14 protein-coding genes and 1 pseudogene are annotated in these 16,825 nt (G+C 73.4%); 4 read left to right on the top strand and 11 right to left on the bottom strand.

Annotation, left to right across the window (positions count from 1 at the left end; all coding sequences use genetic code 11):
- Positions 1-2: 2 nt before the first annotated feature.
- Together R3F55_00540 and R3F55_00535 are read right to left on the bottom strand one after the other, a co-directional pair.
- The gene (locus R3F55_00540) at positions 3-1,592 is read right to left on the bottom strand and encodes an ATP-binding cassette domain-containing protein (protein MEZ5665932.1); all 1,590 of its coding nucleotides are present in this window, start codon (positions 1,590-1,592) and stop codon (positions 3-5) included.
- A 29-nt stretch (positions 1,593-1,621) separates the two neighbouring features.
- Positions 1,622-2,707 (bottom strand): BMP family ABC transporter substrate-binding protein, encoded by a 1,086-nt coding sequence (locus R3F55_00535; GenBank protein ID MEZ5665931.1) that lies wholly within the window; start codon positions 2,705-2,707, stop codon positions 1,622-1,624.
- Positions 2,708-3,021: 314 nt separating this feature from the next.
- On the opposite strand from R3F55_00535, the gene R3F55_00530 reads away from it, so the two are divergent.
- Genes R3F55_00530 through R3F55_00515 form a run of 4 tightly spaced genes read left to right on the top strand, consistent with a single transcriptional unit; the run spans position 3,022 to position 5,950 of the window.
- Positions 3,022-3,360, top strand: a complete 339-nt coding sequence (locus R3F55_00530; protein ID MEZ5665930.1) for a nucleoside deaminase — start codon at positions 3,022-3,024, stop codon at positions 3,358-3,360.
- Between the two features lie 49 nt (positions 3,361-3,409).
- Positions 3,410-3,895: a 2-oxoglutarate and iron-dependent oxygenase domain-containing protein gene (locus R3F55_00525; protein MEZ5665929.1), complete on the top strand. Its 486-nt coding sequence runs from the start codon at positions 3,410-3,412 to the stop codon at positions 3,893-3,895.
- On the top strand, positions 3,841-4,434 hold the full coding sequence (locus R3F55_00520) for a 2OG-Fe(II) oxygenase family protein (protein MEZ5665928.1): 594 nt from the start codon (positions 3,841-3,843) through the stop codon (positions 4,432-4,434). The genes R3F55_00525 and R3F55_00520 overlap by 55 nt, the downstream gene beginning before the upstream one ends.
- A gap of 34 nt (positions 4,435-4,468) precedes the next feature.
- Positions 4,469-5,950, top strand: coding sequence for a D-aminoacylase (locus tag R3F55_00515; GenBank protein ID MEZ5665927.1), 1,482 nt, complete (start codon positions 4,469-4,471; stop codon positions 5,948-5,950).
- A 13-nt stretch (positions 5,951-5,963) separates the two neighbouring features.
- Here R3F55_00515 and R3F55_00510 read toward each other — a convergent pair whose 3' ends face one another.
- The 9 genes and pseudogenes from R3F55_00510 to R3F55_00470 all read right to left on the bottom strand — a co-directional run bounded on the left by R3F55_00510 (position 5,964) and on the right by R3F55_00470 (position 16,804).
- Positions 5,964-6,851 (bottom strand): glycosyltransferase family 2 protein, encoded by an 888-nt coding sequence (locus R3F55_00510; GenBank protein MEZ5665926.1) that lies wholly within the window; start codon positions 6,849-6,851, stop codon positions 5,964-5,966.
- A gap of 12 nt (positions 6,852-6,863) precedes the next feature.
- Entirely contained in the window at positions 6,864-7,859 is a 996-nt protein-coding gene (locus tag R3F55_00505; GenBank protein MEZ5665925.1) for an NAD-dependent epimerase/dehydratase family protein, read from the bottom strand.
- Positions 7,860-7,875: 16 nt separating this feature from the next.
- Positions 7,876-8,565, bottom strand: coding sequence for a class I SAM-dependent methyltransferase (locus tag R3F55_00500; GenBank protein MEZ5665924.1), 690 nt, complete (start codon positions 8,563-8,565; stop codon positions 7,876-7,878).
- 17 nt (positions 8,566-8,582) lie between these two features.
- The gene (locus R3F55_00495; protein MEZ5665923.1) at positions 8,583-9,446 is read right to left on the bottom strand and encodes an NAD(P)-dependent oxidoreductase; all 864 of its coding nucleotides are present in this window, start codon (positions 9,444-9,446) and stop codon (positions 8,583-8,585) included.
- Positions 9,447-9,479: 33 nt separating this feature from the next.
- Complete coding sequence (locus R3F55_00490; GenBank protein ID MEZ5665922.1) at positions 9,480-10,766, bottom strand: UDP binding domain-containing protein; 1,287 nt, start codon at positions 10,764-10,766, stop codon at positions 9,480-9,482.
- Complete coding sequence (locus tag R3F55_00485) at positions 10,766-11,683, bottom strand: Gfo/Idh/MocA family oxidoreductase (GenBank protein ID MEZ5665921.1); 918 nt, start codon at positions 11,681-11,683, stop codon at positions 10,766-10,768. The genes R3F55_00490 and R3F55_00485 overlap by 1 nt, the downstream gene beginning before the upstream one ends.
- Positions 11,684-12,585: 902 nt before the next feature.
- Positions 12,586-14,520: a PfkB family carbohydrate kinase gene (locus tag R3F55_00480; GenBank protein MEZ5665920.1), complete on the bottom strand. Its 1,935-nt coding sequence runs from the start codon at positions 14,518-14,520 to the stop codon at positions 12,586-12,588.
- On the bottom strand, positions 14,517-15,530 hold the full coding sequence (locus tag R3F55_00475; protein MEZ5665919.1) for an NAD-dependent epimerase/dehydratase family protein: 1,014 nt from the start codon (positions 15,528-15,530) through the stop codon (positions 14,517-14,519). The genes R3F55_00480 and R3F55_00475 overlap by 4 nt, the downstream gene beginning before the upstream one ends.
- Positions 15,531-15,811: 281 nt before the next feature.
- A pseudogene (locus R3F55_00470) lies at positions 15,812-16,804 on the bottom strand (SDR family oxidoreductase).
- Positions 16,805-16,825: the final 21 nt, after the last annotated feature.

Below are 16,825 nucleotides of genomic sequence, written 5' to 3'. Positions count from 1 at the left end.
GGTCAGGCGTGGCCCAGCATCAGGTCGCCGATCCGGCCGCGGCCGATCTCCGCTCGCGGATAGGGGCCGGCCAGCCGCCCGCGCGACAGCACGCCGATGCGGTCGGCGATCGCCATCACCTCGTCCAGGTCCTCGCTGACCAGCAGGCAGGCGCCGCCGGCCGCGCACAGGTCGAACAGCGCCTGGTGCACGGCGGCGCAGGCGGCGACGTCGAGCCCGCGGGTCGGCGAATGGGCGATCAGCACGTTGGGTGCGATGGCGCCGTGGGCGGCAAGCTCGCGGGCCAGCAGCAGCTTCTGCGCATTGCCGCCGGACAGCAGGCGCGACGGCGTGCGCGGCCCGCCGCCGACGATGGCCCGCGCCGCCATCGCGCGCGCCGCCTCGGCGGCCATCCGGCCGCGGCGCAGGCCGGTCCAGAAGCCGTAGCCGCCGGCCGGCACCTCGGTCAGCGCCAGGTTCTCATAGGCGCGGAAGCCGGGGATCAGTGCGAAGTCGTTGCGGTCGGCCGGCACGATCCGGAGGCCCATCGCGCGGCGGGCGGCGATCGGCGCATGGGCCAGCGGCCGGCCGTCGAGATCCAGCGTGCCGCCGGCGACCGGGCGCAGGCCGTACAGCGCCTCGACCAGCGCGTCCTGGCCGTTGCCGCCCACTCCGGCGATGCCGACGATCTCGCCGGCGCGCAGGTCGATGTCGATGCCGTCGACGGCGACGCCGCCATCGTGGCGCAGCACGCGCAGGCCGCGGGCCGCCAGCCGCACGGCCCGTGCCGGCGCCTCGGCCACGGCGGCGCCGGCACGGTCGTCCTCGGCCGCGACGTCGAGCACATCGGCCGGCGCGGCGCCGCCGCCGACCATCAGCGCGGCCAGGCTGGCCCGGTCGTGGGCGGAACAGGGGGCGCCGGCCAGCACCGTGCGGCCGGCCCGCATCACGGTCACGCGGTCGGCATGGCCCTGCACCTCGCGCAGCCGGTGGGTGATCAGCACGACGGCGCGGCCGTCGGCGGCCAGCCGGCGCATCAGCCGCAGCACCGCCTCGGCCTCGTCGTCGGTCAGCACCGCGGTCGGCTCGTCGAGGATCGGGATGCGGGCGTCGAGCAGCAGCAGGCGCAGGATTTCGATCCGCTGGCGCTCGGCGGTGGACAGCGCGGCCACCGGCGTGGCGACGTCGACGGCGAAGCCGAGCGTGGCGGCGGTCTCGGTCAGCCGCGCCGCCGCCTCGCGCCGGTTGCGCAGGCCCAGCGCCGGCCCGCAGGCGACCAGGATGTTCTCCGCCGCTGTGAAGCGGGGGATCAGCTTGAAATGCTGGTGGACCATGCCGACGCCGCGCCGCGCCGCCGCCCGCGGATCGGGCTCGGCGAACGGCCGGCCGCCGATCTCGATCCGGCCCTCGTCCGGCGCATACAGGCCGCAGACCAGGTTCATCAGCGTCGACTTGCCGGCGCCGTTCTCGCCGAGCAGCGCATGCACCTCGCCATAGCCGGCCTCGAAGGCGGCGCCGGCCAGCGCCGGCCGGCCGTCGAAGGCCTTCCAGGCGTCGACGATGGCGATCGCGGCGCCCGTGGGGCTGGCGGCCGGCGCGGCTGCCGCGGCCATCGGCTGGGCGCCGGCCATGGCGGTGCGGGCTATTCCGGGATCGAGCCGGTGATGCCCTGCACCAGGTAGGTCATGCCCCAGAGCCCGTCGTCGTCCAGGGCCTGGCCGGCCGGCACGATCTCGGTGCCGTCCTGGGCCACCACCGGGCCGTCATAGGGGGTGGCGCTGCCGTCGGCGAAGGCGGCGCGCGTCGCCATGATCCGCTCCGCCACCTCGGCCGGCACCGCGTCATTCAGCGGGGTGATGTCGGCGGTGCCGTATTCCAGGCCGACCAGCGGCAGGCCGCCGCTGACCCAGTTGCCCGCCGTGATGTGCTGGACCACCGGCACGAAGTAGGTCTCCCAGTTGAACACGACCGAGGTCAGGTGCTTCGTCGGCGCCGCCGCGCTCATGTCGTTCTGGAAGCCGATCGACCCGGCGCCGGCCTCTTCCGCCTTCACCACCGCAGCGGTCGACGACATGTTGGTCGCGATCACGTCGGCGCCCTGCTCCAGGATCGCCTCCGCCGCCTGGCCTTCCTTGACCGGGTCGTACCAGCTGTTGAGGAAGGTGACGATGACCGCGACGTCCGGGTTCATCGCCTGCGCACCGCGGGCAAAGGCGTTGACGTCCCAGTTGACCACCGAGACCGGGAAGCCGGCGACGATGCCGATGGTGCCGCTCTCGCTCATCGCGCCGGCGGCCATGCCGGCCAGGTACCAGGGCTGGTAGGTGCGGGCGTAGAAGGTTTCCAGGTTCGGCGCGTCGGTCTCGCCGGCGACGTTGAGGAAGGCGACGCCGGGATTGGCCTCCGCCGCCTCCTTCAGCCCGTCGCCGAAGCCGTAACTGGTGCCGATGATGATGTTGTAGCCGCGGCTGAGGTAGATATCGACCGCCTGCCGCACCGCCTCGGTGGTCTCCTCGACATTCTCGATATAGGCGGCCTCGAGGCCCAGGGCCTCCTGCATCTTCAGCCGGCCGCGGTCCAGCGCCTCGGTCCAGCCGCCGTCGTTGGTGGCCGAGTAGTAGAGGAAGGCGATCTTCGGCTCGCCGTCCAGCGTGACCTGGGCGCCGGCGGCGCCCGCCGCCAGCATGGCGCCGGTCGCCAGGCCGGCCGTTGTCAGGAACTTCGCCATCGTCGTCTCCCCCTGCTTTCGTCCGTGCGTCGTGCGACCCTCGAAGCAACGGATATGCCAGTGCCCGGGGCGATGCAACCGCCGACGGGCGCGGGGCGCGGTCATGTGTCCGTTGCGTCCGGCCCGCGCATTGCAGAACATGCGGTGCAGACAATGGCGGGGGCGGTGATGACCGGTTGGCCGACGCATCTGGACGAGACGTTGCTGCGCCGGGCGATCGCGGTGTCGCGACGGTCGCGGGCCAACGGCAACCACCCGTTCGGCGCCATCCTGGCCGACGCGTCCGGTTCGGTGCCGCGGAGGCGGAGAACCGGGTGGTCAGCGAGGGCGATGCCACCCGCCATGCCGAGCTGGTGCTGATGAGCGAGGCATCGCGCCGGCTGCCGCGCGAGCTGCTGGCCGGTGCCACGATGTACACCAGCTGCGAGCCCTGCGCGATGTGCGCGGGCAGTGCCTATTGGGCGGGCGTCGGCCGCGTCGTGTATGCGATGACCGAGGAGGAGCTGCTGGCGATCACCGGCAACCATCCGGAGAACACGACCTCGACGCTGCCGTGCCGGGTGGTGCTCGGCTCCGGCCAGCGGGCGATCGCGGTGGTCGGGCCGATGCTGCAGGACGAGGCCAAGGCGGCGCACGACGGGTTCTGGCGATAGAGTGACGCGCGCCGCCCGCGCGGCGGCGCGGCAGACAGGGGAGGGACGGATGGTCTCACAGACGGCGGTGGCCGGCGCGGTCGACGGCGCGTCCACCCGCGAGGTGCCGGTGGTCGACATCGCCGGCCTGCGGTCGGAGGACCCAGCCGACCGGCAGGCGGTGGCGCGCGAGATCGACCGCGCCTGCCGCGGGATCGGCTTCCTCTATGTCACCAACCACGGCGTGCCGGACCGGCTGGTCGGCGACCTGGAGGCGACGGCGCGCCGCTTCTTCGCGCTGCCGCTGGACGACAAGATGGCGATCGCCAGCGAGCGGTCGGAGCATTTCCGCGGCTACGTGCCGCTGCAGTCCGAGGCGCACAATCCCGGCCGCGGCCGCGACCTGCACGGTCGCTCGACTTCGGCCGCGAGCCGCGGCGCGGCGCGACGGCGGCCGAGCTGGCCACCGGCTTCTACGGTCCCAACCAGTGGCCGCCGGCCATGCCGGATCTGCGGCCGATCATCGAGCGCTACTACGCCGCCATGCTCGACCTGACCAACGTGATGCTGCGCGGCTTCGCCCTGGCGCTGGCGCTGCCGGAGCGCTACTTCCTGCCCAAGTTCGACCGCTGCGCCGCCTGGCTGCGGCTGTCGCACTATCCGCCGCAGCCGGATTTCGACCCGGCCGACACGCTGTCGGGCATCGGCATCGGCGAGCACACCGACTTCGACGCCTTCACCATCCTGTGGCAGGACGCCTCCGGCGGGCTGGAGGTGCGCACGCTGGACGGCACCTGGGTGGCGGCGCCGCCGATCCCCGGCACCTATGTCATCAACATCGCCAACCTGATGCAGCGCTGGACCAACGACATCTATCGCTCGAACCCGCACCGCGCGATCAACCGCAGCGGCGGCGGCCGGCTGAGCGTGCCGTTCTTCGTCAACGCCAATCCCGACGCGGTGGTCGAATGCATACCGACCTGCAAGGACGGCGCGCACCCGGCGCTCTATGCGCCGATCACGGCGGCGGAATGGGTGCGCGCCCGCGTGCTGGAGTCGCAGCCGTTCCGCGAGACCGAGCCGGCGGCGGAATAGGGGGCGCGGCGATGCGAACGGAAGGGATCGTGCAATGACGCCCGGCCCCGACAGCGGGCATGCCGACCTGGTGATCCGCGGCGTGCGGCTGATCGACGGCACCGCTGCGCCGGCGGCGATCGGCGACATCGCGGTCCGCGACGACCGCATCGCGGCGCTCGGCGACCTGTCGCAGTGGCGCGGCGGCAGCGAGATCGCCGCCGCCGGCATGGCGGTGGCGCCCGGCTTCATCGACGTGCACACCCACGACGACCGCGCGGTGCTGGCCGACCCGGGCATGGCCTGCAAGGTCAGCCAGGGCGTCACCACGGTCGTGGTCGGCAACTGCGGCGTCAGCCTGGCGCCGCTGGCCACCGACCGCCGGCCGCCGGCGCCGATGGACCTGGTCTGCCCGCGGCCCGACGGCTATTTCGCGGCGTTCGCCGACTATCTCGCCGCGCTCGACGCGGCGCCGCCGGCAGTCAACGTGCTGGCCCAGGTCGGTCATTCCTCGTTGCGGGTGGGCGCGATGGACAGCCTGGAGCGGCCGGCCAGCGCAAGCGAGATCGCGGTGATGCGCGGCCGGCTGGAGGCTTCGCTCGCTGCCGGCGCCATCGGGCTGAGCACCGGCCTGTTCTATCCGCCGGCCGCGGCTGCGCCGACCGAGGAGGTGATTGCCCTGGCCGGGGCGCTGAAGGCGGCGGGCGCCATCCACACCACCCATATGCGCGACGAGTCCGACCATATCCTCGATTCGCTCGACGAGACCTTCCGTATCGGCCGGGCGGCGGACGTGCCGGTGGTGATCTCGCATCACAAATGCGCCGGCCCGGCCAATTTCGGCCGCTCGACCGAGACGCTGGCCGCCATCGCGCGGGCGGCGAAGGCACAGCCGATCGCAATGGACGCGTACCCCTATGTCGCCGGGTCCAGCATGCTCGCCTCCGGCCGGGTGATGGGCGCGGCGCGGGTGATCGTGACCTGGTCGGAGGCGCGGCCCGACTGCGCCGGCCGCGACCTCGACGACATCGCCGCCGAGATGGGGGTCGACCGCGACGCGGCGGTGGCGGCGCTGCTGCCGGCCGGCGGCATCTTCTTCATGATGGACGAGGACGACGTGCGCCGCATCCTGGCGCACCCGCTGACCATGATCGGCTCCGACGGGCTGCCGCACGACGTGCACCCGCATCCGCGCCTGTGGGGCTGCTTCCCGCGGGTGCTCGGCCACTATGTCCGCGACGTCGGCCTGTTCCCGCTGGAGCAGGCGGTGCACAAGATGACCGGCCTGCCGGCCTCCCGCTTCGGACTGACCGACCGCGGCGTGCTGCGCCCCGGCGCGGTCGCCGACCTGGTGCTGTTCGACCCGGCGACCGTCGCCGACACCGCCACCTGGGAGCAGCCGGTTTCGCCCGCCGCCGGCATCGCGCTGGTGATGGTGGCGGGCCGGGCGGTATGGCGCGACGGCACCGCCACCGGCGCGCGTCCCGGCCGGGCGATCCGGCTGCAGGCGCTCAGCCCGTCGCGCCAGACGGCATAGGCCGCGCGGCCGGTCAGCGCCGGCCCGGCCGCAGTAGGTGGCCGGCCATGCGCAGGAAGAAGCGCCAGTTGCGCCGCGGGTAATACCGGAACGAGCGCGCGACGCAGCGGATCGGCGCGATCAGTTCGCCGCGGCGGAAATGCACGGCGGCGCGCTCGACCCAGATCGACGACTGCACCCGGCGCACATGCGGGCCGAGCAGGTTGTGGCTGTGGTGGGTCCACTTGCGCTCCAGCAGGTCGAGCGCGGCCAGGGTGAGGTCGCCGTCCGGCGGGCCGGTGACGTTGACGGTGGCGAGCGGCGCGTCGAGGGTGCCGATGGCGCCGCGGGCGGCATAGCGCAGCAGCCAGTCCCAGTCCTCCAGCCGGCGCAGCCGCTCGTCGAACGGGCCGACGGCCGGGAACGCCTCGCGCCGGGCGAGCAGGGTGGTGCCGGGGCTGAGGTCGCAGCCGAACGCCAGCATCGGCAGGGCCGGCTGGTCGGCGCGGTAGGCCGGGCGGTGGATCCGCTCGACGCCGGTGGCGGCGCGGCGCAGGACGAAGGCGGTGCAGGCGACGGCGGCGTCGGCGGGCAGGCCGTCGAGGAACGGGACCTGCCGGGCCAGCTTGTCCGGGTGCCAGAAATCGTCGGCGTCGAGGAAGGCGACTAGCCGGCCGCGTGCCTCGGCGATGCCGGCGTTGCGCGCCCCGCCGGCGCCGCGGTTGGCCTCCAGCCGCAGCAGCCGCAGCCGCGGGTCGGGGCGGGCGGCCAGCACCGCGGCGAGGTCGTCGGTGGAGGCATCGTCGACCACGATCGCCTCGAAGTCGGCGAAGCTCTGCGCAAGCACGCTGTCGAGCGCGGCGCCGAGCGTGGCAGCGCCGTTGAAGACCGGGATGACGACGGTGACGGCGGGACCCTGCATGCGCCGGCCCGCTCAGGCCCGCATGGCGAAGTCGGTCGGCAGGCGGGCGAGCGCGTCGCGATAGGTGCGCACCCAGGCCACCGTGTCGGCCAGGCCCGCCTGCCAGCCGATCTGCGGCGTCCAGCCGACGTCGCGCCGGATCGCGGCGCTGTCCAGCCAGTAGCGCGAATCCTGGCCGAGCCGGTCGCCGGTCACCTCGCACAGGTCGTCGAACGGCATGTCCAGCGCCTCGGCGCACAGCTCGACCACGCGGCGGATCGACGTCGGCTGCTCGGGCCCGACGTTGTAGACCGTGCCGAACGGCGCCCGCTCCGCCACCATGTGGATGGCGCGGGCGAGGTCGCGGCTGTGGATGTACGACTTCTCCGCCCGGCCGCCGCCATGCAGCGGCAGCTTGCGTCCGGTCAGCCCGAACAGGATCGCCTTCGGGATCACCCGGTGCAGCTGCTGGCCGGGGCCGTAGGCGTTGGACGGGCGCAGGATGTTCATCGGAAAGCCGGCGAAGCGCTGGACAGAGATCAGGTGCAGGTCGAACGCCGCCTTCGACGCCGCATAGGGGCTGGTCGGCCGGATCGGATCGTCCTCCTTCGCCGCGTGGGCGACCGAGCCGTAGAGCTCGGACGTGCCGATGTGGATGAAGCGCTCCAGCCAGTCGCGGGCCTGCAGCGCCTCGACCAGCTTGGCCAGCGCCACCGCGTTGGTCTCGAAGTAGCGCCAGCTGTGCGTCCACGAGGCCGCGCCCTCGCCCTGGGCGGCGAAGTTGACGATCACCTGCGGCCGGATCCGGTCCAGCTCTTCCAGCAGCAGGTCCTGCTCGTAATAGACATGGTAGGCGCGATAGGCATAGCGCGGGTCGTCGCGGCCGACGTTGAGCGAGAAGCATTCCGGCTTCGGCGGGTTGCGGCCGATGCCGACCACCCGCTCCGGCGCGGCGTGGTCGAGCAGGTACTGCGCGCAGTGCAGCCCGAACGAGCCGCCGCCGCCCAGCACCACATAGCGCCTGCCCATGTTCCCGCTCCCCCGTTCAGCCCGCGTCGCCGGTGACCGACCAGGCGGGGTCGGTGTCCAGGATGGTCCAGTGATAGTCGCCGGTGTAGCCGGCCTGCGCGAACAGGTCGCGCCAGAATTCGGGGGTGCCGTGGGTTTCGGCGGTCAGCACCCAGTCCAGGAACACCGCGCGCTCGGCCGCGCTGCGATAGGCGTCGACCTGGATGAAGCCGCGGCCCGGCGCCAGCCGCTCGATCTCGCGCACCGCGGCAACGCAGGCGTCGTGCGGCAGGTTGTGGATGACGTTGATCGCCAGCACGGCGGCGAAGGCGCCGTCGGCGAAGGGCAGCCGCGCGGCGCTGCCCCGCACCAGCCGGCCCTCGGTGCCGGGATGGGCGTGGCTGAGCGCATAGTGCGAGATGTCGAGGCCGTAGACATCGAGCCCCGGGCAGGCGGCGGCAAGGTCGGCGACCAGGAAGGCCTTGGCGCAGCCGACGTCGAGCACCCTGTCGCCCGGCTTCAGCCCGAAATGGGCGACGATGTCGGCGGCAATCGGCACCCAGCGGCCGTCGTAGCGGTAGCCGCCATAGCCCTCCTCGCGACTGCCGTCGAAATATTCGAAGCCGAACTGGCGGGCGCGGGCGCGGCTGGCCGCCTGCGCCGCCTTGCGTGCGGCGATGTTGCGGCGCGCCCTGGGATAGCGGCGCAGGAGGTCGACCTCGGCCATCGCCGGCGTCCGTCCGCTCAGTCGGGCCGGGCCAGGCCCTCGGCCAGTCCGGCGAAGCGGCAGCCGGGAAAGGCCTTGAGCAGGGCGGCGGTGTCGAAGTGGCGGTGGGTGACCGGCGCCTGCCGCGGCGTGTGCACCACCGGCACCGGCGGGTCGACGGTGGCGGCAACCGCGCGGGCGGCGGCGTCGAAGCTGACCGAGACGCCGCTGGCAAGGTTGAGCAAGCCGGCGCTGCGGTGGTGCAGCACGCGCGCGACCAGTGCCGCCGCGTCGGCGACATGGACGTGGTCGCGGGTCTCCTCGCCGGCGCCGAACAGGGTGATCCGGCCCTGCTCGGCCGCCATCCGCCGGAAGCGGTTGGGGCCGTAGGAGTTGTGCGGGTCGCCGGCGCCGTAGAGCAGGGTCGCGCGCAGCACCGCCACCGGCGCCGCGATGCTGGCCTGCAGCATCAGTTCGCGCGCCCGGTGCATGGCGCCGTACATGTCGGCCGCCGCCGCGCAGCTGGTTTCGTCGACCAGCGCCTCGCCGAACGGGTAGACGGCGTCGGAGCTGAGATAGACCAAGTGCGCCGGCGGCACGACGGCAGCGGCGCGGCACAGCGTCTCGGCCATCGCCACGTTGCGGACCAGGGTGGCGGCGTCGCGGCCGCGGTCGGGGGTCAGTGCCGCCAGCATGGCGACGGAGTCGCCCTCGCGCAGCAGCGCCGACAGCCGCGCCGCGGCGTCGGCCGCGGTCAGGTCGAGATCGGCGGTGCCGAGCGCCAGCGTCTCGACTCCGGCGTCGCGCAGCCTGGCGACCAGCCGGCTGCCGAGGAAGCCGTTGCCGCCGAGCACGACGACCCGCTGCGGCGGCCGCGGTGCGGCCTGTCGGTGCTCAAGCATGGCGCCGGTGGACGGCGATGCGAATGCGGACGGTCATCGGCGGTCTCGGGTCCTCGGCTGGCCGGCACCGAGGCGGTGGTGCTCGAAACCGGCGGCGACGGCGGCGGCGTGGTCGACGATGCGGTAGGGGTCGATCAGCACCCGCCCGGACATGATAGCGGCCAGCGCCGCGAGGTCGACCCCGGCGAACTGCGGCCAGGCCGTCATGATCGCCAGGGCGTCGGCCGCACGGGCCGCGTCGAGCGGATCGGCGGCCTGCGCCGCGCCGGACGCCAGCCCCGGCGGCAGGGCGACGACCGGGTCGAAGCAGCGCATCGGCGTCGCGCCCAGCGCCACGATCAGCGCCAGCGCGGCGGAATTCCTGGTCGAGCGGGTGTCCGGCTTGTAGGCGAGGCCCCAGATGCCGATGCGCGCGTCCGGCCGGCCGGCCAGCACCGTCGCGTGCAACCGGCGCAGCGCCCAGTCGCGGCGATGGCGGCTGTCGTCCTGCCAGGCGGCGACCACGCGGTCGTGGCTGCCGGCGGCCGCGGCCAGCCGGCGGACGGTGGCGAGGTCGCGTTCCAGGTTGCCGCCGGCGATGCCGAGGCCGGGGGCGAGATAGGCGTGCGGACCGATGCGGCGGTCGAGCCGCAGCGCCGGCGCGATCTCCCCCCAGTCGGCGCCGACGGTCTCGCACAGGCCGGCCAGGGTGTTGGCGGCGGAAAGCTGGGCGACCAGCAGGCAGTTGATCGCGATCTTGGCCAGCTCCGCGCTCTCGTAGCCCATCGGCAGCACCGGGCAGCCGAAGCGGTCGAGGAAGCGGCGATAGGCGTCGGGCAGCGGCGCGGCGGGGTCGGCGCAGCCGACGACGATGCGCTCCGGTGCCAGCGCCCGCTGCAGCGCCTGGCCGAACACCAGCGTCTCGACCTGGCAGAACAGGCCGCCGGGGCGGGCCGGCAGCGCGCGGGTATAGCCGGGCGGCACCTGGCTGAGCACCACCAGCGTCGCGGCGGCGTCAAGCTGCGGCGCGACCGTCGCGACCAGCGCCGCGATCGGCCCGAGGTCGCTGTCGCCGGCGGCGTCGGTCGGCACGTCGGCGGCGATGGTGACCAGCGGGCAGCCGGCGAGGGCGGCCGGGTCGGCGGTGAAGGCGAGGCGGCCGCGATGGGCGGCGAGGGCGGCGTCGAGCCCGGGCTCGTGCACCGGCAGCCGGCCGGCGGCGATCGCCGCGACCAGCGCAGCGTCCGGATCGAAGGCCAGCACCGTGGCGCCCTTGGCGGCCGCGGCGACGGCGGAGACCAGGCCGAGGTGGCTGAGGCCGCAAAAGGCGAGGTCGGCCATCAGGCCAGGCCCGCCGCGGTCGCCACCGCCGCCAGCGTGCGCGCGATGCGGATGTCGTTGCCGGTGTTGCCGGGGCCGCCGGCCGCGCACAGCGCCTTGAAATGCGCGTATTCCGCCGCCCAGGTCGGGTCGTCGACGACCAGGGTCACTGCCTCCTCCGGCGGGCGGCCGCTGGGCAGCACCCGGCTGCGACGGGTGAAGGTCGCCGGCCCCCACTTGCACAGCGACTCGATGTGGGCGCTGCCGTCCGCGCCGTCGACGTCGGCGGAGAAGCGGTTGCGCCAGCTGACCAGCGACATTTCCAGCGTGATCGCCGGCGGGCCGGGGCTGAACAGGATGGCGTGGTCGGGGGCGCGGTTCTCGTGCCGGCCGACGAACACCGGCCGGAACGCGAGGTCGACGTCGCCGAGCCAGAACAGCAGCGTGTCGACCAGGTGGCTGCCGAGGTCGGCGATCACCCCGTTGCCGGTGTCGCGCCAGGCGGATTGGCGCACCGGCCGCGCGGTGCCGTTGCCGTAGAACAGCCGGATCGCATAGAGCCGGCCGAGCGCGCCTGCGCGGATCGTCTCGGCCATGCGCACGAAATGCGGTTCGAAGCGGTGGTTGTAGGCGGTGTAGCAGACCGCGCCGGTGTCGGCAGCCAGCCGCTGCAGCCGCGCGAGGTCCGCCGGCGGCGCCAGCAGCGGCTTCTCGACCAGCACATGCTTGCCGCGGGACAGCGCGTGTGCCAGCAGCGCCGGCTTGGCCGCATCGGGCACACAGGCCAGCACCGCGTCGTAGGTCTCCGGCGGGACGGCGTCGAGGCGGTCGTGGCCGGCGCCGTTGCCGGCCGGGTCGACCGTGGCGACCACGTCGCCCGCCGCCGCCGCCATCCGTTTGCGCCCCTGTACCCCCAGCCCGGCGACCACCACGCGCATCAGTCGCTCCGGGGCGGCGAGGCGGTCAATGTGGTGCGTCCTTCGCGACGTGCGCCTGCGGCACGCGCTTCCGGATGCGGAACGGGGTAGGGATTTGGCTTCTGCAAGCGCACTTTCTTAATATATGGCAATGCGTTATACCATATTCTGCACAAGTCTCTGCAAAGTCCGGCCGCCGCCCCGCCGCCCCCACCGCATCGTCCGCTGGCCATTGCACCGCCGCATCGCCTGCGGCCCCAGCACCGGAGCCCCGCCGCATCGCCTGCGGCCCGGCACCGGCGCCCGGACGCACCGCACGCAACCCCCGCATCGCCGTGATGTCCGTCCGCCACCGCACCGGCGCCCTCATCCTGAGGAGGCGCCCGCAGGGCGCCGTCTCGAAGGACGCACCGGCCGCGGTGCGTGCGGTCGATCCGCGACGCGACGTGCCCGGGACCGGGCCGGGTGCGTCCTTCGAGACGCGCGCCTGCGGCGCGCTCCTCAGGATGAGGAACGGCAGGGCGTGCCATCGGCGGCTCCGGATGGAGTCCCGCATCGGATCGCCCAGCCGGATTCCCCCAGCGTCGATCGGCACAGCGCGCCACGCCCCGCCGCATCGCCTGCGGCCCGGCACCGGCACCCGGACGCATCGCCTGCGGCCCTTGCACCGGCGCCCGGACGCACCGCACGCAGCCCCCGCATCGCCGTGATGTCCGTCCGCCGCCGCACCGGCGCCCGGACGCTCCGCAGCCTCCCGCATCGCCGTGATGTCCGTCCGCCACCGTACGGTCATCCTGAGGAGGCGCCCGGAGGGCGCCGTCTCGAAGGACGCACGGCCGCGGTGCGCGCGGTCGATCCGCGACGCGATCTGCCCGGGACCGGGCCGGGTGCGTCCTTCGAGACGCGCGCCTGCGGCGCGCTCCTCAGGATGAGGGGCGGCGGGGTGCCATCGGCGGCCTGGGATGGAGTCCCGCATCGGATCGCCCAGCCGGATTCCCCCAGCGTCGATCGGCACAGCGCGCCACGCCCGCCGCATCGCCTGCGGCCCGGCACCGGCGCCCGGACGCACGCACGCAACCCCCGCATCGCCGTGATGTCCGTCCGCCACCGCACCGGCGCCCGGACGCACCGCACGCAACCCCGCATCGCCGTGATGTCCGTCCGCCACCGCACCGGCGCCCCTCATCCTGAGGAGGCGCCCGGAGGGCGCCGTCTCGAAGGACGCACGGGCCGCGGTGCGCGCGGTCGATCCGCGACGCGACGTGCCTGGGACCGGGCCGGCTGAGGCGGCGGCGAGATGCGGCGGCGTGGTCATGGCGGAGAGGCAACGGCTTCGAGGGCGTCGAGCTTGGCGGCGACGTCGGCGGGGGTGACGGGGATGTTGCCCTCGCGCTCGCACTCGACCGCGGCGGCGAGCGCGCCGAGCACGGACGCGGCGACCTCGCCGGCGCCGCTGCGCAGGGCGAGCGCGGCATAGCCAGCAGCGCGTCGCCGGCGCCGACCGGGTCGGCCGCGCTGGCGGCGAAGCTGTCGAGGGCGAAGAAGGTGCGGCGGTCGTCGTCCTCGCCGAGCGGGCGGCGGAAGGTGATCAGCCCGCGCGCGCCGAGCTTGAGGATCAGCGTGCGGCAGCCGGCGGCGTCGTAGAGCCGCGAACCGAGCGGGCGCACCACCGTGTCCTGGTCGCCGAGGGCGAAGCGCGCCTCCTTCTCGTTCGGCGTGATCAGGTCGAAGCCCTTGAAGTCGAGGATGTTGCCCCAGCGGCTGGCGACCTGGCTGTCGGCCACCTTGTAGGCGCCTGCGGGGATCGCGGCGTTGAGCGCCGGGATGGTCTGCGGGCTGAACAGGCCGTGGCGGAAGTCGGAGAACACCACCACGTCGGCGCCGGCAGCGGCGATGCGCCCGGCCAGCCGGTCGACGATGGCGGCCGAGATGGCGCGGTTGTCGAGCCGGTCGATCTTGAGCAGGCGATAGCCGCCGGCGACGATGGCGGTCTTCGACGTCGTCGGCCGGGTGTCGTCGACGACCGCGTCGACCTCGACCCCGGCCGCTTCGAGATCGTCGAGCACGAAGCCCTGCAGCTCGTCGGCGCCGAGCACGGTGGAGAACAGCACCGCGGCGCCGGCGGCGCGCAGGTGCTTGGCGACGATGCCGGCGCCGCCGACATAGCGGCTTTCGCCCTCGTAGCGCACGCTCATGGTCGGCGTCTTGGCGTTGGCGCCGATCATCGAGGTGTGGGTCAGCACGTCGACGATGGTGTCGCCGACCACGTGCACGCGGCAGCCGCCTAGGCGGTCCAGCGCCGTGCGCAGGTCGGCAAGGCCCAGGCCCTCGGCGCGCAGCAGCATCGCCAGCTTGTCGTAGGCCAGGTTCGGCGGCGCCCGGTCGATGATCGCCGACGACGAGAAGACGATGTCGCCGGGGCTGAACAGCACGCTGCCGCCATAGCCCTCGACCACCCGCACCTCCTCGGCCGTCTTCGGGTGCAGGCCGTCCTTGTTGTACTCGAAGCCTTTGACGAACAGGTCGGGCTGCAGCACGGCCAGGTTGGCCAGCGGGGTCTGGTTGGGGTCGACGATGACATAGTCCACCGCCTCCAGCGCCGCCAGGTTCAGCGCGCGCAGGTCCTCCGGAACATAGGGGCGGTGGTCGGCCTTGGTGACGTGGGCGTCGCAGGTCAGGCTGGCGACCAGCACGTCGCCCTTGGAGCGGGCGTAGAGCAGGTGGCGGATGTGGCCGGGATGCACCAGGTCGAAGGTGCCGTGGCACATCACCACCCGGCGCGCGCGCGGCCGCGACCCGATGATCGCCCGCAGCTCGTCGAGCGTCTTGATCTTGTGGCGGTAGCGCTCGTCGATCACGACGCGGCGGCCCCGTCGCCGAGATGGCGGAACCAGGTGGCGGTGGCGCCGGCGATGCTGTCCGGGTCCCACAGCGGCGCCTCGCGCCAATAGTCGATGTCGGCGAGGATGCGGGCGACGCCCTCCTCGAAGCCGACCTGCGGCCGCCAGCCCAGCTCGGCGGTGATGCGGCCGATGTCGGCCCAGGTCACGTCGGGCTCGCCCGGCCGCTTCGGGATGTGGACGACATCGCCGCCGAGCAGCGCGACCAGCCGGTTGACCGACTGCGGGTTGCCGGCGCCGAGGTTCCAGACCCGGCCGACGCGTTCGGTGCGCGCAGCGGCGAGAAAGGCGCGGGCGACGTCGGTGACGTAGAGGAAGTCGCGGCGCTGGCTGCCGTCGCCGACCACGGTGAACGGGCGGCCGGCCAGCTTCTGGCGCAGGAACACCCCGAACACCGCGCCATAGGCGCCGGAGGTGCGCGCGCGGGTGCCGTAGGCGTTGAAGATGCGGATCGCGTTGACCGGCAGGCCGTAGACGCGGTGCCAGTGCAGCGCGGCCTGCTCGCCCTGGTACTTGCTCAGCGCATAGGGATATTGCGGCCGGATCGGGTGGTCCTCGCCGGTCGGCGTGTCGGCCAGCCCGTAGCAGGAGGACGAGGCGGCGTAGACCAGCCGGGCGACGCCGGCGGCGCGCGCCGCCTCCAGCACCCGCACGGTGCCCTGGACGTTGACCGCCATGTAGTCGGCCGGCCGCTCGATCGACGGCACGATGTCGCCGATGCCGGCGAAGTGGAACACGGCGCCGGCGCCGCGGAACAGCGGGTCGTCGGCGGCGAGGTCGAGGACGTCGCGCCACTCGGCGGCCAGCGCGGGGTTGCCGGCATGGGCGGCCAGGTTGGCCTCGCGCCCGCCCGACAGGTTGTCGATCACCCGGACGGCGAAGCCCTCGGCCAGCAGCAGGTCGACCATGTGGCTGCCGATGAAGCCGGCGCCGCCGGTGACCACCGCGACCGGTGCGGCGGCGCTCACCGCGCTCTGATCCCGGGCGGGCGCATGGGCGCGGTGCGTCCTTCGAGACGGCGCGCATGGCGCGCCTCCTCAGGATGAGGATGGGGGAAGGGTGGCATCGGCGGCGGAAGATTCGATTCTGGTTTCAGCGGGCAATGTCCTGTTTTCGAGTCCCGATCCGAGCGGCCGCACCGGCGCTCCTCATCCTGAGGAGGCGTCCGGAGGACGCCGTCTCGAAGGACGCACGATCGCGGGCCGCGCCGCCGCCACATGACGCCGCCCCGGTCAGGCGGCATTGCGCGCCTGAGGTAGCGCACGTTGTAGTACCAGTCGTTGGTCATGCTGTCGGGCAGCAGGCCGGCGCGGAAGGCGTGGCAGAGGTCGCGGACCGCGTCCTCGATGCCGCGTTTCGGCTTGAATCCCAGAACGTTGGTGATCTTGTCGGAGTTGATGTGGTAGGAGCGGTTGTCGCTGCTTTCGGTGCGCGCGATCGCCAGCGGCGGGCGGTCCGGGAACGCCGCGCCCACCGCGTCGCGAACCACCTCGGCGATCCGGCTCACGGTCAGGTTCTGCTGGCCGATGTTGAAGATCTGGCCGCGGATACGCTCGGCCGGGGCCGCCAGCATCAACAGATAGGCGTCGACCATGTCGGCGATGTGCAGGTTGGGCCGCTTCTGGGCGCCGCCGAACACCGTGATCCGGCCGGCGTTGACGGCGTGGTTGGTCAGGATGTTGACGGTGAGGTCGAGCCGGCAGCGCGGGCTGTAGCCGCACACCGTGGCCGGGCGGATGGTGACGCAGTCGAAGCCTTTACCTTGATATTTGAACAGAAGAGGTTCGCATAATCCTTTGAATTTATTGTAGAGCGTCAGCGGGACCAGCGGATGGTCCTCGGTCACCTGCGGCGCGTCGGAAACGCCGTAGACCGAGCTGGACGAGGCATAGACGAAGCGGCGCACGCCGGCCGTCTTCGCCGCCAGCACCAGCGGCTCGAAGCAGTCGTAGTTGATGGTGGTCGACAGGCGCTCGTCGAGCTCGAAACTGGCGTCGTTGGAGATGCAGGCGAGGTGCAGCACGGCGTCGTGGCCGGCCATCGCCGCGCCGACATGGGCGGTGTCGCGGATGTCGCCGGCGACGACGGCGAGGTTGGGGTCGGCGTGCGGCAGGGTCTGCGCGCCGAACAGCATCAGGTCGTAGACCGTGACCCGGTAGCCCTCGGCCAGCAGCCGCGGCACCAGCGCGTTGCCGACATAGCCGGCGCCGCCGGTGACGAAGACGCGCCCCTTGTCGCCCATCCGTGCCGGCTCCGCCGCAGC

This window comes from Alphaproteobacteria bacterium (assembly GCA_041396705.1).
In the GTDB taxonomy this organism is placed as follows: Bacteria; Pseudomonadota; Alphaproteobacteria; order CALKHQ01; family CALKHQ01; genus CALKHQ01.
Note: the sequence above shows the minus strand (reverse complement) of the source record. Positions and strands in the feature narration are given on the sequence as shown.